Annotated in this window: 18 protein-coding genes; 9 read left to right on the forward strand and 9 right to left on the reverse strand. The window is 70.3% G+C overall.

The window, feature by feature from the left end:
- Window positions 1–37 precede the first annotated feature (37 nt).
- Window positions 38–2143 carry an ATP-binding protein gene (locus tag RMP09_RS13110; protein WP_310566420.1) on the forward strand — a complete coding sequence of 702 codons (2106 nt, stop codon included), beginning with the start codon at window positions 38–40 and terminating at the stop codon, window positions 2141–2143.
- 7 nt (window positions 2144–2150) lie between these two features.
- On the opposite strand, the gene RMP09_RS13115 is transcribed toward RMP09_RS13110, so the two are convergent.
- Window positions 2151–3284 carry a patatin-like phospholipase family protein gene (locus RMP09_RS13115; RefSeq protein ID WP_310566421.1) on the reverse strand — a complete coding sequence of 378 codons (1134 nt, stop codon included), beginning with the start codon at window positions 3282–3284 and terminating at the stop codon, window positions 2151–2153.
- Window positions 3285–3395: 111 nt separating this feature from the next.
- Here RMP09_RS13115 and dinG point away from each other — a divergent pair, with 111 nt between their 5' ends.
- The 4 genes from dinG to RMP09_RS13135 all read left to right on the forward strand — a co-directional run bounded on the left by dinG (window position 3396) and on the right by RMP09_RS13135 (window position 7290).
- The gene (gene dinG, locus RMP09_RS13120; protein WP_310566422.1) at window positions 3396–5720 is read left to right on the forward strand and encodes an ATP-dependent DNA helicase DinG; all 2325 of its coding nucleotides are present in this window, start codon (window positions 3396–3398) and stop codon (window positions 5718–5720) included.
- Between the two features lie 80 nt (window positions 5721–5800).
- Window positions 5801–6271: a CopD family protein gene (locus tag RMP09_RS13125; protein ID WP_310566423.1), complete on the forward strand. Its 471-nt coding sequence runs from the start codon at window positions 5801–5803 to the stop codon at window positions 6269–6271.
- 16 nt (window positions 6272–6287) lie between these two features.
- Complete coding sequence (locus RMP09_RS13130) at window positions 6288–6590, forward strand: hypothetical protein (protein WP_310566424.1); 303 nt, start codon at window positions 6288–6290, stop codon at window positions 6588–6590.
- An 85-nt stretch (window positions 6591–6675) separates the two neighbouring features.
- Window positions 6676–7290: a LysE family translocator gene (locus RMP09_RS13135; RefSeq protein WP_310566425.1), complete on the forward strand. Its 615-nt coding sequence runs from the start codon at window positions 6676–6678 to the stop codon at window positions 7288–7290.
- A 51-nt stretch (window positions 7291–7341) separates the two neighbouring features.
- On the opposite strand, the gene RMP09_RS13140 is transcribed toward RMP09_RS13135, so the two are convergent.
- From RMP09_RS13140 to RMP09_RS13155, 4 genes are all read right to left on the reverse strand, one after another.
- On the reverse strand, window positions 7342–7662 hold the full coding sequence (locus tag RMP09_RS13140) for an EthD family reductase (protein ID WP_310566426.1): 321 nt from the start codon (window positions 7660–7662) through the stop codon (window positions 7342–7344).
- A gap of 104 nt (window positions 7663–7766) precedes the next feature.
- Window positions 7767–8429, reverse strand: coding sequence for an intradiol ring-cleavage dioxygenase (locus tag RMP09_RS13145; protein WP_310566427.1), 663 nt, complete (start codon window positions 8427–8429; stop codon window positions 7767–7769).
- Window positions 8430–8463: 34 nt separating this feature from the next.
- Entirely contained in the window at window positions 8464–11154 is a 2691-nt protein-coding gene (locus tag RMP09_RS13150) for a bifunctional acetate--CoA ligase family protein/GNAT family N-acetyltransferase (RefSeq protein ID WP_310566428.1), read from the reverse strand.
- 98 nt (window positions 11155–11252) lie between these two features.
- A complete protein-coding gene (locus RMP09_RS13155) occupies window positions 11253–11870 on the reverse strand; it encodes a DUF502 domain-containing protein (protein WP_310566429.1) in 618 nt (205 codons plus the stop codon).
- A 107-nt stretch (window positions 11871–11977) separates the two neighbouring features.
- Between RMP09_RS13155 and RMP09_RS13160 the strand changes: the two genes are divergently transcribed.
- Window positions 11978–12298: a hypothetical protein gene (locus RMP09_RS13160; RefSeq protein ID WP_310566430.1), complete on the forward strand. Its 321-nt coding sequence runs from the start codon at window positions 11978–11980 to the stop codon at window positions 12296–12298.
- A gap of 216 nt (window positions 12299–12514) precedes the next feature.
- On the opposite strand, the gene rsmI is transcribed toward RMP09_RS13160, so the two are convergent.
- A complete protein-coding gene (rsmI, locus tag RMP09_RS13165) occupies window positions 12515–13426 on the reverse strand; it encodes a 16S rRNA (cytidine(1402)-2'-O)-methyltransferase (RefSeq protein WP_310566431.1) in 912 nt (303 codons plus the stop codon).
- On the opposite strand from rsmI, the gene RMP09_RS13170 reads away from it, so the two are divergent.
- From RMP09_RS13170 to RMP09_RS13180, 3 genes are read left to right on the forward strand one after another with little or no spacing between them, the layout of a single operon-like run.
- Complete coding sequence (locus RMP09_RS13170; RefSeq protein ID WP_310566432.1) at window positions 13425–13841, forward strand: YraN family protein; 417 nt, start codon at window positions 13425–13427, stop codon at window positions 13839–13841. The two genes, rsmI and RMP09_RS13170, sit on opposite strands and share 2 nt — an antisense overlap.
- Window positions 13842–13869: 28 nt before the next feature.
- Window positions 13870–14487 (forward strand): SIS domain-containing protein, encoded by a 618-nt coding sequence (locus RMP09_RS13175; RefSeq protein WP_310566433.1) that lies wholly within the window; start codon window positions 13870–13872, stop codon window positions 14485–14487.
- On the forward strand, window positions 14487–15146 hold the full coding sequence (locus RMP09_RS13180) for a BON domain-containing protein (protein ID WP_310566434.1): 660 nt from the start codon (window positions 14487–14489) through the stop codon (window positions 15144–15146). Before RMP09_RS13175 ends, RMP09_RS13180 begins: the two co-directional genes overlap by 1 nt.
- Before the next feature lie 131 nt (window positions 15147–15277).
- Here the strand turns inward: RMP09_RS13180 and RMP09_RS13185 are convergent, their stop codons facing one another.
- The 3 genes from RMP09_RS13185 to RMP09_RS13195 all read right to left on the reverse strand — a co-directional run.
- Window positions 15278–16180 (reverse strand): NAD(P)-dependent oxidoreductase, encoded by a 903-nt coding sequence (locus RMP09_RS13185; RefSeq protein ID WP_310566435.1) that lies wholly within the window; start codon window positions 16178–16180, stop codon window positions 15278–15280.
- 164 nt (window positions 16181–16344) lie between these two features.
- Window positions 16345–17481 (reverse strand): PilT/PilU family type 4a pilus ATPase, encoded by a 1137-nt coding sequence (locus RMP09_RS13190; RefSeq protein ID WP_310566436.1) that lies wholly within the window; start codon window positions 17479–17481, stop codon window positions 16345–16347.
- A gap of 155 nt (window positions 17482–17636) precedes the next feature.
- Window positions 17637–18219: type IV pilus twitching motility protein PilT (locus RMP09_RS13195; RefSeq protein WP_310566437.1), on the reverse strand; the 583-nt coding region annotated here is incomplete at its 5' end.

The raw sequence follows: 18219 nt of genomic DNA on the forward strand, positions 1-18219 counted from the left end.
ACCCGCGAACGAACGTGGGGCCAAGAGAGGGGTTCACATGCACACGCGACGGCGTTCCATGGCGGTGGTGGTGGTGTTGTTCACCACCCTGGCCGTGGCCATGGTCTGGGGGCTGAGCCTACGGCTGCAGGCGCAGCTGCGCGAGCAGATGCTGCAGCAGGCCGAGGCGCGCGCGCTGCAGCTGGCCGACGCCATGGGGGGGCAGCTGCAGGCCTATGTGCAACTGGCCGACCACGCACTGGCGAGCCTGCGCGAGCGTTGGCCCACCTCGCCGGGCAGCGACGGGCGCTGGACGCAGCAGATGCTCGACGGTCTGCCGCCCGGCCTGGTGTCCCACGTCACGCTGGTGGATGCCGAGGGCGCCGAGGTGTTCAACAGCCTGGGTTCGCCCCTGCAGGAACAGGTGAACGACCAGTTCGTGTGGGGCGCGCTGATGTACGGCGGCGACCAGCTGGAGATCGGCGTGCCGGTGCAAAGCGTGCACAACGCCCGCCCGATGTTCGTGCTGGGGCGGCCCATCCTGCACGGCGACCGGTTCGACGGCGCGGTGCTGCTGTGGGTGTCGACGGACGTGCTGGCGCAGCTGCTCGGGCGGCAGGCCCTGACCGAGGGCGACGTGGTGGCGCTGGCCCACCCCGACGGGCGCTTCCTGGCCCGCAGCCGGGACAACGCGATCGCCATGACGCAGACCCTGCCGATGGACCGGCCCTACATGGCCGACCGCTCGGCGATGTCGGGCGTGTACCTCCAGCAGGGGGTGGTGGACACGGTGACGCGTCTGTACGGCTGGCAGCGCATCATGCCGACCGGCGCCGTGCTGGTGGTGGGGCTGACCGAGTCGGGGGTGCTCAAGCCCCTGGCGGGTGCCCAGCGGCAGGCCACGCTGCTGACCGCGCTGTTGTCGCTGGCGCTGGCCGGCATCGGTGGCTGGATCGGCTGGCTGCAATGGCGCCTGGAGAGCGGGCAGGGCGAGATGCGCCAGAGCCGCCAGCGGCTGCAGGAGGCGCAGCAGATGGCGCACCTGGGGCACTGGACCTTTGACGCCCGCAGCGGGCAGATGCAATGGTCGGACGAGGTGTACCGCATCTGCGGCCAGGACCCGGCCCGGTTCCGGCCCGACTTCGACGCCTACTGGCGCCAGGTGGCCCCGGGCGAACGCAAGCGGTTGCGCAAGGCGTTCGACGCGGCGCTGGTCGACCGCACCGACCTGGACGATGTGCACCGCATCGTGCGGCCCGATGGCACCGAACGCTTTGTGCGGCTGATCTGCCAGAGCGTCCCGCAGGGCCAGGGCCGGACCTACCGCGGCACCCTGCAGGACGTGACCGAACTGCGCCAGGCGCAGCTGGCGCTGGAGCGCGTGAACAATGGGCTGGAGCGGCGGGTGAAGGCGCGCACCCGCGAGCTGCAGGCGCTCAACAGCGAACTCGAATCGTTCACCTACAGCGTCTCGCACGACCTGCGCACGCCGCTGCGCAGCATCCACGGCTTTGCCACGCTGTTGCAGGAGAGCGAGGCCGAGCACCTGAGCGACGAAGGACGGGACTTTTTGCGGCGCATCCAGGAGAGTTCGCGCCGCATGGGCGTGCTGATCACCGACCTGCTGTCGATGGCCCGGCACAGCCGCGCCGACATGCACCCCGAGTGGGTGGACCTGAGCGCGCTGGCGCAGCAGGTGGTGGCCGAGCTCGAACGCGGCGAGCCGAAGCGCACCGTGCGCTGGGAGATCGAGCCGGGCCTGCGCGTGCAGGCCGACCCGATGCTGATCCGCGTGGTGCTGCAGAACCTGCTGGGCAACGCCTGGAAATACACCGGCCAGACGGCGCAGGCGCACATCCGCCTGCACGGCTCCGGCGTGAGCGAGGACGGGCAGCTCGGCTTCTGTGTCAGCGACAACGGCGCGGGCTTCGACATGGCCTACGGGGACCAGCTGTTCCAGCCCTTCAAGCGCCTGCACGCGCACCACCAGTTCGAGGGCACTGGCATCGGGCTGGCGACGGTGGCGCGGGTGGTGCAGCGCCACGGCGGCCGGGTAAGCGGCGAAGGGGTGGTGGGGCAGGGCGCCTCGTTCTGCTTCAGCCTGCCGCTGGAGCCGGTGCGGCAGTTTGGCGATACGACGCCGACGGTCCCGCCGCGCCGCTGAGCTCCCTTCAGGGCGTGAGCGAGGGCGGCAGGTCCACCGTGGAGCGGCGGCCCACGTGGCGGCGGTGCTGCGCCAGCCAGTGATCCGCCGCTTCGCGGCCGATGGCGTGCAGCTGGGAGAGAAAGGTCCAGTTGGTCTGCGTCTTGCTGGACGCACCGAAGGCGGCGAGGCGGTCCCCGGCATCCAGCTGGTGCAGGCGCAGGTCGTCCACGCGCTTGAACAGCGGGCGGCGAAAGCAGCTGTCGGGGCGGCCGGCGTCGGCCAGCAGCTCCTTGATCAGGCCGATGGTGCGCAGCTCCTTGAGCAGGCTGGCGTTGAAGGTGACCTCGCCCGCGCGGTCCAGGATCTCGTCGGCCTGGGTCGGCACAGCGTTGCGGCGCGTCGGGTTGATCTGCACCAGCAGCAGGTCGTCGGCCGGGGTCTCGGCGATCAGCGGCAGCAGCGTCGGGTTGCCGGCGTAGCCGCCGTCCCAGTAGGCCTCGCCGTCGATCTCCACCGCCTGGAACAGCAGCGGCAGGCAGGCCGAGGCCAGCACCATGTCGGCGGTCAGCTCGTCTTGCCGGAACACGCGCAGCTCGCCCGTGGCCACGTGTGTGGCGGCGATGAAGAGCTGCGTGCGGGTGCAGGCGCGCACGCGCTCGAAGTCCACCGTCTGGTCCAGGATGTCGCGCAGCGGGTTGAGGTTCAGCGGGTTGAGCTGGTAGGGCGAGAACTGGCTGCCCACGAAGCGCACCGCCTGCTGCCAGGTGCTGGTGAACTGCTGCAGCAGCGGGTTGTCGGCGCCCACCCACTGGCCCAGGGGGCCGGTTTCCAGGTGGGTGAAGGGCGATGTCTGGGCCACCTGTTCCCAGAAGCGGCGCAGGCAGGCGCGTGCGCCTTCGCGGCCGCCTTCCATCAGACCCGCGGCCAGGGCCACGGCGTTCATGGCGCCGGCGCTGGTGCCGCTGATGCCCGAGATCTCCAGCGTCTCGTCTTCCAGCAGGCGGTCGAGCACGCCCCAGGTGAAGGCGCCGTGCGAGCCGCCGCCCTGCAGGGCGAGGTCGATCGGCAGGTGGCGTGGCGCGGCCGGGCGGCGGGGGCTGGTTTTGCGGGGGGCGGTGCGGGGGGGCTGGGCGGCTGCGGCGGTCTTGCGGGTGGCCATGCGGTCCTCTGTGCGTTCGGATCGGGCCATTGTGCAGTGCCATACGCCGCGCGGTGTGACAGGCCCGCGGCCGGTGCGCTCTGGGACAATCGCGCTTTGCCCGTGCGCCACATGTCCTTGAACGATCTCACGCCCGACCCCACCCCCGACCTGTCATCCGCCCCCTCGGGGCCGCTGGCGCGCGAGGCGCTGGCGCTGGGTGCCTTCGATCACGTGGTGGGCCGCATGTCGGGTTTTCGCGTGCGCGAGGGCCAGCGCGAGATGGCGGCCCACATCGCCGCCACCCTGAGCACGGTGGACTGGCCGCCCAAGCCGGAGAAGGGCGAGGTCGTGCCCGACCCGGCGCCGGGCGAACGCGCCATTGCCGTGGTGCAGGCCGGCACCGGCGTGGGCAAGTCGGCGGCCTACGCGTCCACCGTCATCCCGCTGGCGCTGGCGCAGAACCGGCGCGTGATCATCTCCACCGCCACCGTGGCGCTGCAGGAACAGCTGATCGCCAAGGACCTGCCCGCCCTGTCCGCCGTGTTGCCGCAGCCCTTTGCCTTCGCGCTGGCCAAGGGGCGCGGGCGCTACGTGTGCCGTCTGAAGCTGGACCAGATGGCCGGCGGTGACGCCGCCTCGGCCGACCTGTTCGGTGACGCCGAACCCGAAGACAACAAACCCAGGGGCGACGCGCTGGAGCGCGCCTGGGCCGAACAATCGAAGCTCTACACCCTGTGGGGCCAGATGCTGGACGGCGGCGACTGGGACGGCGACCGCGATCGCCTGGACGAACCGCCCGCCGCCGAGCAGTGGAGCCCCGTGGCCGCCGAGCGCCACACCTGCACCGCGCGGCACTGCCCCAGCTACAACGGTTGCAGCTACTACCAGGCGCGCAACCGGCTGGCGCAGGCGCAGGTCATTGTGGTCAACCACGACCTGCTGCTGTCCACCCTGGGCCTGCACGCGCTGCCCGACCCATCCGACTGCTACGTGGTGTTCGACGAAGCGCACCACCTGGGCAGCGTGGCGCAAGGCCAGTTCACCGAAAGCATGGACCTGATGCGCGGCGGCTGGCTCGACAAACTGCCGCGCGCCGTGGCCGACGTGGCCGGCGCCATCGCCCACACGCCGGGCGCCGACGTGGCCACCCTGGCGCGCGAGCTCAAAGCCGCGCAGGGCGAGCTGGCGCGCGTGGCCATGGCCCGCCTGTCCGAATCGCCCGACTGGCTGGCCCTGACCGGCAAACAGGCGGGGCTGCGCCCGCGCAACGGGCGCGACGGCGGGGCGGGCTTCGAGTTCACCGTGCCCAACGCCACCGAGCGTTTTGAAAACGGCCAGCTGCCGCCCGACTGGACCGAAACCGTGGCCCAGATCGCCAGCCGCGCGGCCGCATTGCTCAAAGAATTCGAAACCCTGGCCGCGCAGCTCAAGGTGCTGGCGCGCGACGAGCCCAGCGACGCCGCGCGCTGCGCCCAGCTCTACAGCCGCATCGGCACGTTTGCACCGCGCGTGCAGCACATGGCCGCCACGGCCGACCTCTGGCTGCAGCAGCCCGCCGAAGGCCAGGCGCCGCTGGCCAAGTGGCTGGAGGCCGGCATCCAGAACGGCCTGGTCACGCTCAGCGCCCACGCCTGCCCGCTCAACCCCGGCAGCCTGCTGCGCGGGCAGTTGTGGCGCAAGGTGCGCGCGGCGGTGGCCACCTCGGCATCGCTCGTCACCTGCGGCGGCTTCGACCACTTCCTGCACGAAAGCGGCCTGGCCTTCGACGACGACGTGCAGGTGCGCGAGGTACAGAGCCCGTTCGATCACGCGAGCCAGGGCCGCCTGGTGGTGGTGCAGACCCAGGCCGACCCGAAAGACGTGGAGGGCTACAGCCGAGAGATGCTGGACCTGCTGATGGACGATCTGCGCCAGGTGCGGCGCGGCGCGCTGGTGCTGTTCACCTCCAAGGCGCTGATGCGGCGCGCGCAGGACCTGCTCGAACGCGGCCTGCACAGCGACCTGCGCGAACAGGTGCAGGTGCAGGGCGAAGCCTCGCGCACCCAGCTGCTGCGCAAACACGCCGAGCGCGTGGCCGCCGGCGAGGTGTCCATCCTGTTCGGCCTGCAGTCGTTTGGCGAGGGACTGGACCTGCCCGGCGAGCTGTGCGAATGGGTGTTCATCACCAAGCTGCCCTTCGCTTCGCCCAGCGACCCGGTGGGCCAGGCGCGGGCCGACTGGCTCAAGGCCCAGGGCCGCGACCCCTTCAGCGAACTGGTGGTGCCCGCCACCGGCGCGCGCCTGCTGCAGTGGACCGGCCGCGCCCTGCGCACCGAGACCGACGAGGCGGTGGTGGTCTGCTACGACGCGCGGCTGTTGCGCCAGAGTTATGGCCGGCGCATGCTCAAGGGCTTGCCGCCGTACCGGCTGCAGCGGCGCGACAGCGCCGGTATGCTGGTGGACGTCACTCGCTGAGCCCTGTCCTGGTTCGGGCCGAGCCTGAGCACCGTTCGGGCTGAGCCTGTCGAAGCCCTCCACCTCATCCTAGCCATCCCATGCTCTACGCTACCCTCAAGCTGCTGCACATCCTGTCCATCGTCGTCTGGATCGGTGGCATGGTCTTCGCCCACTTTTTCCTGCGCCCGGCCCTGCTGCAGCTGCCACCGCCGCAGCGTCTGCCGCTGATGCATGGCGTGCTGCAGCGCTTCTTTTCGGCGGTGCTGGTGGCCATCGGGGTGGTGCTGGTCACCGGGCTGTGGATGATCGGCCGTGTGGCCAAAGAGAGCGTGCAGGCCGGTCTGTCGTTCAACATGCCGCTGGACTGGACCCTCATGGCCACGCTGGGCCTCGTGATGATGGCCATCTTCGGCCACATCCGCTTTGCGCTGTTCAAGCGCCTGTCCAAAGCCGTGGCGGCGCAGGACTGGCCGGCCGGCGGCGCTGCTCTGGGCAGCATCCGCACCTGGGTCAGCGTGAACCTCGCCATCGGTTTGGTGATCATCGTCATCACGCTGCTGATGGCGTGAGCCGGAGGCGATCGCCATGGCACGCTGGGTGGTTTTTTTCGATGACGAGCCGGCCATGATGGCGGTGCGGCGCGCGCGCGAACCGCTGCACCTCGCCTACCTGGACCGCCACGCCGATGAAATTCGCATCGCCGGTGGCCTGCGCGAAGCGCCTGGCGAGGCCTTTGTCGGCGGTCTGTGGGTGCTGGAGGTGGTCACGCGCGCGCGCCGTGGCGCTGATCGAGAACGACCCGTACTGGGTGCCGGGCCTGCGCCGCTACCGCCTGCTCACCTGGGGCAATGCCTTCCCCGACCGGCCGGTGACGCTGTGATGCGGTGACGCGTCGGCGGGCCGGGGCGGCCGAAAGTCGGGCAACATGGGGCGGGCGCTCAACACCCCGCCCCCATGTCAGAAAGGTCGCACCATGCTCACCCTGGAATTTCTCATCACCTCACTGGTGGTGGTCCTGATCCCCGGCACAGGGGTGATCTTCACCGTGTCCACCGCGTTGCTGCAGGGACGCAAGGCCAGCGTGCTGGCCTCGGTGGGGTGCACGCTGGGCATCGTGCCGCACCTGCTGGCGACGATCTTTGGCCTGGCGGCGGTGATGCACACCAGTGCGCTGGCGTTCGAGATGCTGCGTTACGCGGGCGTTGCCTATCTGTTCTATGTGGCCTGGGCGACCTGGAAGGACCGCAGCGCGTTTGCGGTCGACCGCCAGGCCGCGCACCGATCGGGCCGCAGCATCGTGGTGAAGGCGCTGTTGCTGAACATCCTGAACCCGAAGCTGACGATCTTTTTTCTGGCGTTCCTGCCGCAGTTCGTGGACCCGGCGGCCGCCTCGCCGCTGGGGCAGCTGTTGCTGCTGAGCGGGGTGTTCATGGCCATGACCTTGGGCGTGTTCATGGTCTATGGGCTGCTGGCCCACGCGTTTCGCAAGACGGTGATCGAGTCGGCCCGCGTGCAGGATTGGCTGCGCCGGGGTTTCGCCGCCGCCTTCGCCGGGCTGGGCGCGCAGTTGGCCCTGCAGGAGCGCTGAGCCCCCGTCAGGCCTGCACGGCGATGGGGACGCGGACGCGGGTTTGAAACCTCAGCCGTGGCCGACCACCACGTCGCTGATCTGGATCACCGGGGTGATGTCGGTGTAGTTCGGAATGTCGCCCATGATTTCTTTCGTGTGCGGTCCGAACCCGGTCTGGAAGGCGTCGACCGAATCGCAGAACAGGTGGCCCGCGGCGGCGTACAGCGGCGCGGCGCCCGGCGTGCCGCCGGACAGGCCCTTGTCCACCGTGTAGTAGCGCAGGTGCCCGCCCATGCGCGCCTGGACCAGCGGCATGTGTTGGTCGCGGTAGTAGTCGTGGTTGAAGTGGGTACCGGGGGTGTTCGGGTACAGCACGCTGACCTTGATCATGGGGGTCTCCTGGTTCGGGTTGAAAAACACGAGAGGGGTGCATGGTGTGCCCGCCGCCGGCATCTGGCAAGCGAGCGGCCTCGTGGCCCGGCCAGCGCCGCCGGCTACGCCTGGACCACGACGGCGTATGTCGCCTTCAGGCCGTCGGGCCCGCGCACGAACGGCCGCGTCAGCGCGGCCTGGCCTTCTTCGCCCAGCCGGCGCCAGAGGAAGTCGCGCGCGTTGCCCGGGTCGCCCTGCACATAGAACTGGGTGGTCAGCAATTCCTGCCCGGCGAGTTTGACCTTGACGTGGATGTGCGGCGTGCGCCCGCTGTAGGGCGCGGGCCGGAGGGTGCGGAAGCGGTAGGCGCCGTCTTTGCCCAGCGTGACGGTGCCGAAGCCCTGGAAGGCCGGGTCGGCCCGGCCGCCGTCGCCGGGGTGGTGGTAGTGGCCGTCCTGGTCGCACTGCCAGATCTCGATCACCCCGCCGGCCAGCGGCGTGCCGCGGGTGTCGGTGACGGTGCCGGTCAGCCACGCGGCCTGGCCCTTGCCGTAGGCCGAGGCGCCGTTGCGCAGCAGGTCGGCATCGGTGTCGGCCGGCAAGGCCACGGGGTAGTAGGGGCCTTCAGTCTGGCTGGGCGTGGGCCGCAGGGCCTGGCCCTGCGCCTGTGCGGGGCTGAGCCAGACCGGTGCCGCGGTGGCGGCCACCAGACCGGCGCCGCGCACCAGCAGGGCGCGGCGGGACGGCTGGGCAGGTGCTGGCAGGTCGGCGGGGGCGAGGGGCATGGCGGACTCCGTCGGTGGGGTGCGCCCCGCCGGCTCAGCTGCGTGGCGGGGCTTGCAGGTCCAGCGCGATGGACCGCAGGTCGCGGTCGTCCGTGGCGCCGGGGTGCGGGTCTTCTTGGAAGCCCAGCGCGCGCGCAAGTTCCAGCATGCCGGCGTTTCCGCGCAGCACCGTGCCCACCATGCGCTGCGTGCCGCGCGCGCGCAGGTGGCCGATCATCTTGCGCATGAGCCGCCGGCCCAGGCCGCCGCCCTTGAGGTCGCTGCGCACGATGACGCCGAACTCGGCGTCGCGGTTGTCGGGGTCGATCACCACCCGCACCGTGCCCAGGGTTTCTTCGCCGCCGCCGGCCAGTGCGCGGGTCGCGATGAAGGCCATTTCGCGCGCGTAGTCGATCTGTGTCAGCCGCGCGAGTTCGCTGTGTTCGATGCTGCGCCGGCTGTAGAAGACCCGCAGGCGGATGTCTTCCGGGTCCAGGCGTTCGAGGAAGGCGCGGTGCTGCGGCTCGTCTTCGGGGCGGATCGGGCGCAGCGTGACGGCCTCGTGCCCGCCGTGGTGCTGCCAGTCCCAGGTTTCGACCAGATCCACCGGGTAGGGCTGGATGGCGAAGTTCGCCGCACCCGCGGGCCGCGCGGCCGACACGCGCACCCGCGCGTCCAGCGCCACCGCGCCCTCGTGGTTGACCAGCAAGGGGTTGATGTCCAGCTCGGCGATCTCGGGCACCTCGGCCAGCAGCTGCGAGACGCTCACCAGCACCTGGGCGACGCTGTCCACGTCGGCGGCGGGCCAGTCGCGGTAGCCCTGCAGCAGTTTGTGCACGCGGGTGCGGCCGATCTGCGCCAGCGCCAGCGGGGTGTTGAGCGGGGGCAGCGCGAGCGCGCTGTCGGCCATCACCTCCACCGCCGTGCCGCCGGCGCCGAACAGGATGACGGGGCCGAACAGCCGGTCCACGCTGGCGCCGACGATGAGCTCGTGCGCGTGGCGTTTCCTGACCATGGGCTGCACGGTGAAGCCTTGTATGTCGGCGTCGGGCCGCAGCTGGCGCACGCGCGCCAGCATGTCGCTGGCCACCTGGCGCAGCTCGGCGGCGCTGGCGATGGCCAGGCGCACGCCGCCCACATCGCTCTTGTGGCTGATGGCGTGTGAGAGGATCTTGAGCACCACCGGGTAGCCCAGCGCGTCGGCGGCGGCCACGGCGGCGTCGGCGCTGGGGCCCACCACCTGCGTGGGCACCACCGGCAGGCCGGCGACGGCCAGCAGCTGTTTGGCCTCGGGTTCGGTCAGCAGCTCGCGGCCGTCGCTCAGCACGGTTTCGACGAGGGTGCGCACGGCGGCCAGGTCCATGGCGTGCTGCGCGTCGCGGGCCGGCGGTGTCTGCAGCAGCTCGGCCTGGTGCTGGCGGTAGGTGCGCAAGAACGAGAAGGCGCGCACCGCGTCTTCGGGTGTGGGGTAGTCGGGCACGCCCGCGTCGCGGAAGGCCTGGCGTGCCTGCGCCACCGCACGGTCGCCCAGCCAGCAGCCCAGCACGCGCCGCGGCGCGGCGGTGACGGCGGGTAGCACGGCCTGCGCGATGTCGGCGCTGGGCACGATGGCGGTGGGCGCGTGGATGAAGAGCAAGGCGCTGGCCGTGTCGTGCGCCAGCGCGTCGAGCGCGGCCACGTAGCGTTCGGTCGGGGCGTCGCCAATGATGTCCACCGGGTTGGCGTGCGACCAGGTGGCGGGCAGCACCGTGTCCAGCCGCGCGCGCATCGCGTCGTCCAGCGGCGCCAGCGGCACGCCCAGGGCCGCGGCTTCGTCGGCCGCCAGCACGCCGGCGCCGCCGCCGTTGGTGAGCACGATCAGCCGTTCCGACGGCCCGTCGCGGAAACGCGCCAGGGTTTCGGCTGCGAGAAACAGGTCGGGCAGGGTGAGCACGCGCAGCATGCCCGCGCGGGCGATGGCGGCGTCGAACACAGCGTCCGACCCCGCGAGCGCGCCGGTGTGCGAGGCGGCCGCGGCCTGCCCCGCGGCCGAGCGCCCGGCCTTGACCACGATGACCGGCTTGTTGCGCGCGGCGGCGCGGGCGGCCGACATGAATTTGCGGCTCTCGTCTATGGATTCGATGTAGAGCAGGATGCCGCGCGTGTGCGGGTCGCTGCCCAGGTGGTCCAGCAGGTCGCAGAAGTCCACGTCGGCGTGTTCGCCCAGCGAGACGAAGTGCGAGAAGCCGATGCCACGCGCGGCCGCCCAGTCGAGCATGGCGGTGACCAGCGCGCCCGACTGCGAGACGAAGGCCAGGTCGCCCGGCTGGGCGCCGATGTGCGCGAAGCTGGCGTTGAGCCCCAGGCGCGGCACCAGCAGGCCGATGCAGTTGGGGCCGAGGATGCGCAGCGTGTGCACGCGGGCCGCGTCCAGCATGGCCTGCCGGGTGGCCGGGTCGAGGCCCGCCGTGACCACGATGGCCGCGCGCGTGCCGCGCTCGCCCAGCTGGGCGATGAGCGGGACCACGGTGTCGGCCGGCGTGCAGATGACGGCCAGGTCGGGCGCCTCGGGCAGCGCTTTCACGCTGGCGTAGGCCTTCACGCCATCGAGCGTGTGGTGCTTGGGGTTGACCGGGTAGAGCCGGCCGGTGTACTGCGCGTGCAGGTTGCGCCAGACCGTGGTGCCGACGCGCCCGGCGCGCTCCGAGGCGCCGAACACCGCCACCGAGGCGGGGGCGAAGAGCTTGTCCAGGTGGCGGATGCTCATGGCGATTTCCTTGTGGAGGGACCTGGTGCCGGGCCGCCCCGGGCCACGTCAGCCCCCTCGGGGTGCAGCGACCTGCGCCGCGGGGGCGTGTGGGCGCATCACTTCTTGTTGGAGGACATGAAGGCGATCAGGGCCATGCGCATGGCTTCCTCGACCGACATGTCCACGGGCGTGGTCCAGCTGCGCGGCACGAACACGGTGTAGCCGCCGATCATGTAGCCCATGGGCAGGTAGACGGCGACCTGGTCTTCCAGCTCGGCCAGGCCCTTGGGCAGGCCCTGCATGCTCTGGCGCGTGACCAGGCCGACGGTGCTCAGCTCGTGCCCGGGCATCTTCAGCAGCACCACCTGCTGCGCGTCCTGTTCGTGCGGCGAGAAGTAGTCGGCAAAGTTCTTGAGCGAGGAGTAGATGCTCTTGACCACCGGCAGGTTGGTGAAGGGCAGTTCGATGAAAGACAGCAGGCGCCGGGTGGCTGGCAGCGAGACCAGCAGGCCCAGCGCCAGGATCAGCACCGCGCCCAGCGCGATGCCCAGGCCCGGCAGGTAGAAGTCGCCGGTGACGGGGCGCAGCATCGCCATGGCGGTGCGTTCGGTCCAGGTGACGAACAGCACCAGCACGTAGACGGTGATGGCCAGCGGCAGGAAGGTGATGAGGCCGCGGAAAAAGTACTGCGACAGGCGCTTGAGGGGCGGTTCGGGCGGGGGCTGGGGAATCATGCTTTCAGCATAGCAGCGCCCTGCTTGCAAAGGGTGACAATGGCCCCATCTGCCCACCCTCGAACCCTTTCCGGGAACGGTCGTCTCCCGTCCGGGTCCCACAGCGCATGAATCCGATCCTCGATCTTCTCTCCCGCGTGCTGCGCGGTGTGCTCAAGCTGGTGCTGTTGCTCGCGGCCACCGTGTTTGTGGTCAGCTTTTTGCTGGCCGCCTTGCTGGTGGTGGTGCTGGTGTCGCTCTGGTCCCTGATCACGGGCCGCAAGCCGGCGCCGGTGGTCATGTTCAGCCGCATGCGCGCGCAGTCGCAGCGTTACACCCAGAGCGTGTGGCCCGGGCGCCAGGGCCAGCCGGCCGGCGATGTGGTGGACGTGGAGGTCACCGAGGTGCGCGAACCCGCCGCGTCCGGCGCTTCACAGCGGCTGAACTGAACGACGCAGCGGGGCCGCGACCCGCGTCAGTGGCGGAGCGTGGGGGCAACCGGGCCAGCCGCCGGGCCGCCCCAAGCAAGGCCGAGCCCCCTCGGGGGGCAGCGACCCGCGCAGCGGCGGAGCGTGGGGGCCATGACCGCAGCGCAGGGCCGCCCCAAGCAAGGCCGAGCCCCCTCGGGGGGGCAGCGACCCGCGCAGCGGCGGAGCGTGGGGGCCTCAGTCCTCTCCGGCCTTGCGCGCCAGCGCCGCCTGGTACAGCGGGTTGCGCGGCTGGCCGGTGATCTCGGCGCACAGCTTCACGGCGGTTTTCACCGGCAGTTCGGCCAGCAGCAGGTCCAGCGTGCGCAGCGTGGCGGCATCGATCCCGTCGTCTGCGGCGTCCGCGCGGTTCGGGTGCACCAGCAACACGAATTCCCCGCGCGTGCGGTGCGCGCTGGCCTGCAGCCAGGCCGGCAGCTCGGCCGCGGGCAGCTGCGCCACTTCTTCAAACTGCTTGGTCAGCTCGCGGCCCACGGTGACCGGGCGCTCGCCCAGTGCGGCCAGGTCGCGCGCCAGGGCCTCGATGCGGTGCGGCGCTTCCAGCAGCACGCAGGCGCGCGGGTCGGCGGCGATGGCCTGCACCTCGCGCTGGCGCTCGGTGGCCTTGGGCGAGAGGAAACCGGTGAACACAAAACGTCCGTCGTGCCCGCCGGTGCCGGCCACGCTCAGCAGCGCGGTGATGCTGCTCGCGCCCGGCAGCGGCACGGCGCGCAGGCCCGCGGCCACCACCGCGGCGCACAGGCGCGCGCCCGGGTCGCTCACGCCGGGCGTGCCGGCGTCGCTGACATAGGCCACGCGCTGGCCTTCGCGCAGGCGCTGCACCACGGTCTGGGCGGCCTCGGCCTCGTTGTGTTCGTGCAGGGCCAGCAGCGGCTTGTGCAGGCCATAGCCTTGCAGCAGGCCGGCGGTGTGGCGGGTGTCCTCGCAGGCCACGGTGTCGACCAGGGCCAGCACCTGCAGCGCGCGCAGCGAGATGTCGGCCAGGTTGCCGATGGGCGTGGCCACCATGTAGAGCGTGCCCTGCGGATAATGCTGCTGGCCCGCCAGCTCATGCGCGGCGGTCAACAGGGATGGAGTGCTGGCAGACATGTGGAACTTCCGGAAACAGGCGCCGCAGGGGACGACCAAACAGCGCGGCGATGCCGCCGAAGACGTGGCGCTGGACCACCTGCAGCGCCACGGCCTGCGGCTGGTGCAGCGCAACTTCAAGACGCCGGGGCGCGGCGGTGGCGAGGTCGATCTGATTATGCGGGAGCCCGACGGCACGCTGGTCTTCGTCGAGGTGCGCCAGCGCGCCAGTGCCGCGCGCGGCGGGGCCGGGGGCAGCATCACGCCGCTCAAGCAACGGCGCATCGTGCTGGCGGCGCGGCACTTTTTGCTGCGGCTGGGGTCAGAGCCTCCATGCCGGTTCGATGTGGTGCTCATCGAAGGCGTCCTGGGCGCCACGCCAGCGCCCGCCGTGCAATGGTTGCGTGCTGCGTTTGATGCAGCTGCCACGTCTTGATACACCCCTCGCCGCTATCATCGCCCCCATGCTTCTGCAACGCATCCAACAACAGTTCATCGACAGCGCCGACCTCAAGTACCAGTGCGCGCAGAGCCTCGCGCCCACGGTGGACGCCGCCATCCAGGCGGTGCTGGCCAGCGTCACCGGCGGCGGCAAGGTGCTGGCCTGCGGCAACGGCGCCTCGGCCGCGGCGGCCCAACACTTCGCGGCCAGCTTCATCGGCCGCTACGAACGCGAGCGGCCCGAGCTGGCCGCCATGTCGCTCTCGGCCGACGCGGCCGTGCTCTCGGGCATCGCCAACGACTTCGACGCCCGCGCCGTCTACGCGCGCCAGGTGCGGGCCCTGGGCCACGCGGGCGACGTGCTGCTGGCGCTGAGCACCAGCGGCAACTCGGCCAACATGGTGGCCGCGGTAGAGGCCGCGCACGAGCGCGACATGACCGTGGTGGCGCTGACCGGCGCGCGCGGCGGCCGTCTGGCCCAGCTGCTGCGCGACACCGACGTGCAGGTCTGTGTGCCGCACGAGCTGCCGGCCCGGATTCTGGAGGTGCACCACCTGGTGCTGCACTGCATCTGCGACGGTGTGGATGCCCAGCTGCTGGGCCTGCCCGACGCACCTTCCCCCGAACAGGAGAACCCCTGATGAACCGTTCCGTTTCCATCGCCCGTTTCGTGGCCCTGTCCCTGGGCGCCGCCACCGTGGTGGCGTCGCTGTCTGCCTGCGCGCCGCTGATGCTCGGCAGCGCCGTGGGCGGGGCCATGGTGGCCACCGACCGCCGCACCTCGGGCGCCCAGCTGGAGGACCAGGGCATCGAACTGCGCGCGTCCAACCGCCTGCGCGACCAGCTGGGCGAGCGCGGCAACGTGAGCGTGACCAGCTACAACCGCCAGGTGCTGCTGACCGGCGAAGTGCCGACCGAAGCCGACAAGGCCGCGGTCGAGAAGACCGTGGCCGGTGTGGACAACGTGCGCGGCACCGTCAACGAGCTGGCGGTGCTGGGCGCGTCGTCGCTGACGCAGCGCTCGTCCGACACGCTGATCACCGGCCGCGTCAAAGCCGCCATGGTGGATGCGCGCGACCTCTCGGCCAACGCCGTCAAGGTCGTGACTACCCGCGGTGCGGTGTACCTGATGGGCCGCGTCACGCAACGCGAAGCCGACCGCGCGACCGAAATCACCCGCAACACCCCGGGCGTGCAACGCGTGGTGCGCGTGCTGGAAATCATCAGCGAAGAAGAACTGGCCCGCATGCTGCCCCAGCCGGCGCCCGCGCCGGTGAAAGACGCGACGCCGACGAAGTGACGGTGGCTGGCGGCGAGATCCAGGGCGTTACCGAAGTGCGTGCCTGATCCAGCACACGCCGTGGAACCGGCTTGGCCGGGCCACTGGCGTGGTTCCCCTTCCAGGGGGAAGCCGCGTAGCGGCGCAGGGGGTTATTTCAAGCGTTTGATCAGGCTGGACGTGTCCAGCCGGTGCCCGCCCATGGCCTGCACGTCGGCGTAGAACTGGTCCACCAGGGCCGTGACCGGCAGCCGGGCGCCGTTGCGCTTGGCCTCGTCCAGCACCAGGCCCAGGTCCTTGCGCATCCAGTCCACGGCAAAGCCGAAGTCGAAGGTGTCGGCCACCATGGTCTTGCCGCGGTTGTCCAGCTGCCAGCTCTGGGCCGCGCCCTTGCCGATCACGTCCAGCACCTGGTGCATGTCCAGGCCGGCCTTCTGGCCAAAGGCGATGGCTTCGGCCAGGCCCTGCACCAGCCCGGCGATGCAGATCTGGTTGACCATCTTGGTCAGCTGGCCGGCGCCGCTGGCGCCCATGAGGGTGAACGCGCGCGAGAACGCCATGGCCACCGGTTTGACGGTGTCGAACGCTGCCGCATCGCCACCGCACATGATGGTGAGGGCCCCATTCTGCGCACCGGCCTGGCCACCCGAGACGGGGGCGTCGACAAAGGCCAGCCCCAGGGCTTTCGCGGCCGCGTACAGCTCGCGCGCCACGTCGGCCGACGCGGTGGTGTGGTCCACGAACACCGCGCCCGGGGCCATGCCGGCGAAGGCGCCGTCGGCACCCAGCGTGACCGAACGCAGGTCGTCGTCGTTGCCGACGCAGCAGAACACGATGTCGGCACCGGCCGCTGCCTCGCGCGGCGTGGCCTGGGCCGCACCACCGAACTCGGCCACCCAGGCCTGCGCCTTGGCCGGCGAACGGTTGTAGACCGTCACCGCATGCCCTGCTGTGGCCAAGTGCCCGGCCATGGGAAAGCCCATGACACCCAGACCAAGGAAGGCGACCTTCTTCGGTGCCACGGATTCGTAGGTTTTGGAGGCGATGCTGCTCATGGGAGAAGTCCTGCAGAAGAGAAAGGAAATCGGTCAGCGGATGCTGCGCACGGGTTTGACCGGCGAGAAGGGACTGTGCCAGAACGCGGCGGAACCGGCTTGGCCGGGCCGCACCGCGTTGCCCCCTTGAGGGGGTGACGCGCCGCAGGCGCGGCGCGGGGGGATCACATGATCGTGAGGTGCTCGGTGCCCGCCGCCAGGTCCTGCGACTTCGCGCGCTGGCTGTTGAGCTTGATCTGCAGCCGCAGGTCGTTGAGCGAGTCGGCGTTGCGCAGCGCATCTTCGAACGTGATGAGGTTGGCCTCGAACGCGTTGAACAGCGCCTGGTCGAAGGTCTGCATGCCCATCTGGGTGCTCTTCTTCATGATCTCCTTGATCTCGGCGACATCGCCCTTGAAGATCAGGTCGGAGATCAGCGGGGTGTTCAGCATGATCTCCACCGCGGCGTGGCGCCCCTTGTTGTCCTGGCGCGGGATCAGGCGCTGCGAGACCAGTGCGCGCAGGTTGAGCGACAGGTCCATCAGCAGCTGCGGGCGGCGGTCTTCGGGGAAGAAGTTGATGATCCGGTCCAGTGCCTGGTTGGCGCTGTTGGCGTGCAAGGTGGCCAGGCACAGGTGACCGGTTTCCGAGAACTGGATCGCGTGTTCCATGGTTTCGCGGTCGCGGATCTCGCCCATCAGGATCACGTCGGGCGCCTGGCGCAGCGTGTTCTTCAGGGCCGCGGCCCAGCTGTCGGTGTCCAGGCCCACTTCGCGCTGCGTGACCACGCAGTTCTTGTGCGGGTGCACGAATTCCACCGGGTCTTCGATGGTGATGATGTGGCCGTGCGTGTTCTCGTTGCGCCAGTCCACCATGGCCGCCAGCGAGGTGGACTTGCCCGAGCCGGTGGCGCCGACCAGGATGCACAGGCCGCGCTTGCTCAGGACCACCTCCTTGAGCACCTGGGGCAGGCCCAGATGGTCGATGGTGGGCAGCGTGGCGGGAATCGTTCGCAGCACCATGCCGATCTTGCCCTGCTGCACGAAGGCGCTGACGCGGAAGCGCCCGACGGCCGGCGGCGAGATCGCGAAATTGCACTCCTTGGTGCGTTCGAACTCGGCCGCCTGCTTGTCGTTCATGATCGCGCGCGCCAGGGCCAGCGTGTGCGAGGCGTTCAGTGGCTGTGGCGAGACCTTGATCACCTTGCCATCGACCTTGATCGCGGGCGGAAAGTCGGCCGTGATGAACAGGTCGCTGCCGCTGCGGCTGAGCATCAGCTTGAGCAGGTCGTTGATGAATTTGGATGCCTGATCGCGTTCCATGTGTGGCCTTTGCGCGGACTGAAGCGAAAACGGAGGACAGAAGGGGAGTCAGGTGGCGGAATGCCGCGGAACCGGCTTTGCCGGGCCGCAGGCATTGCCCCCTTGAGGGGGGATGCGGCCACACGCAGTGGGCAGGCGACGGGGGTGGGGCATGTCTAGCCTGGGAAGTTTTCCGGGATCTTGGCCTTGCTGCGCGCTTCGGCCGGGCTGATCACGTTGCGCTTGACCAAGTCGGACAGGTTCTGGTCCAGCGTCTGCATGCCCACGCTGTTGCCGGTCTGGATGGCCGAGTACATCTGCGCTACCTTGGCTTCGCGGATCAGGTTGCGGATGGCGCTGGTGCCGAGCATGATTTCGTGCGCCGCCACGCGGCCCGTGCCGTCCTTCACCTTGCATAGCGTCTGCGAGATGACGGCCACCAGCGACTCGGACAACATCGCGCGCACCATGTCTTTTTCTTCGGCCGGGAACACGTCGATGATGCGGTCGATGGTCTTGGCCGCGCTGGAGGTGTGCAGCGTGCCAAACACCAGGTGGCCGGTTTCCGCCGCGGTCATGGCCAGGCGGATGGTTTCCAGGTCGCGCATCTCGCCCACGAGGATGGCGTCCGGGTCTTCACGCAGGGCCGAGCGCAGGGCGTTGGCGAAGCTCAGGGTGTGCGGCCCCACCTCACGCTGGTTGATCAGGCACTTCTTGGACTCGTGCACGAATTCCACCGGGTCTTCCACCGTCAGGATG

This window comes from Hydrogenophaga sp. (genome assembly GCF_031426985.1).
GTDB lineage: Bacteria > Pseudomonadota > Gammaproteobacteria > Burkholderiales > Burkholderiaceae_C > Hydrogenophaga.

What these genes read in the sequence shown, in the direction of transcription:
- RMP09_RS13110 (WP_310566420.1), top strand. Translation starts at nt 38, where the DNA reads ATGCACACGCGACGGCGTTCCATGGCGGTGGTGGTGGTGTTGTTCACC.
- RMP09_RS13115 (WP_310566421.1), bottom strand. Translation starts at nt 3,284, where the DNA reads ATGGCCACCCGCAAGACCGCCGCAGCCGCCCAGCCCCCCCGCACCGCC.
- dinG (WP_310566422.1), top strand. Translation starts at nt 3,396, where the DNA reads ATGTCCTTGAACGATCTCACGCCCGACCCCACCCCCGACCTGTCATCC.
- RMP09_RS13125 (WP_310566423.1), top strand. Translation starts at nt 5,801, where the DNA reads ATGCTCTACGCTACCCTCAAGCTGCTGCACATCCTGTCCATCGTCGTC.
- RMP09_RS13130 (WP_310566424.1), top strand. Translation starts at nt 6,288, where the DNA reads ATGGCACGCTGGGTGGTTTTTTTCGATGACGAGCCGGCCATGATGGCG.
- RMP09_RS13135 (WP_310566425.1), top strand. Translation starts at nt 6,676, where the DNA reads ATGCTCACCCTGGAATTTCTCATCACCTCACTGGTGGTGGTCCTGATC.
- RMP09_RS13140 (WP_310566426.1), bottom strand. Translation starts at nt 7,662, where the DNA reads ATGATCAAGGTCAGCGTGCTGTACCCGAACACCCCCGGTACCCACTTC.
- RMP09_RS13145 (WP_310566427.1), bottom strand. Translation starts at nt 8,429, where the DNA reads ATGCCCCTCGCCCCCGCCGACCTGCCAGCACCTGCCCAGCCGTCCCGC.
- RMP09_RS13150 (WP_310566428.1), bottom strand. Translation starts at nt 11,154, where the DNA reads ATGAGCATCCGCCACCTGGACAAGCTCTTCGCCCCCGCCTCGGTGGCG.
- RMP09_RS13155 (WP_310566429.1), bottom strand. Translation starts at nt 11,870, where the DNA reads ATGATTCCCCAGCCCCCGCCCGAACCGCCCCTCAAGCGCCTGTCGCAG.
- RMP09_RS13160 (WP_310566430.1), top strand. Translation starts at nt 11,978, where the DNA reads ATGAATCCGATCCTCGATCTTCTCTCCCGCGTGCTGCGCGGTGTGCTC.
- RMP09_RS13170 (WP_310566432.1), top strand. Translation starts at nt 13,425, where the DNA reads ATGTGGAACTTCCGGAAACAGGCGCCGCAGGGGACGACCAAACAGCGC.
- rsmI (WP_310566431.1), bottom strand. Translation starts at nt 13,426, where the DNA reads ATGTCTGCCAGCACTCCATCCCTGTTGACCGCCGCGCATGAGCTGGCG.
- RMP09_RS13175 (WP_310566433.1), top strand. Translation starts at nt 13,870, where the DNA reads ATGCTTCTGCAACGCATCCAACAACAGTTCATCGACAGCGCCGACCTC.
- RMP09_RS13180 (WP_310566434.1), top strand. Translation starts at nt 14,487, where the DNA reads ATGAACCGTTCCGTTTCCATCGCCCGTTTCGTGGCCCTGTCCCTGGGC.
- RMP09_RS13185 (WP_310566435.1), bottom strand. Translation starts at nt 16,180, where the DNA reads ATGAGCAGCATCGCCTCCAAAACCTACGAATCCGTGGCACCGAAGAAG.
- RMP09_RS13190 (WP_310566436.1), bottom strand. Translation starts at nt 17,481, where the DNA reads ATGGAACGCGATCAGGCATCCAAATTCATCAACGACCTGCTCAAGCTG.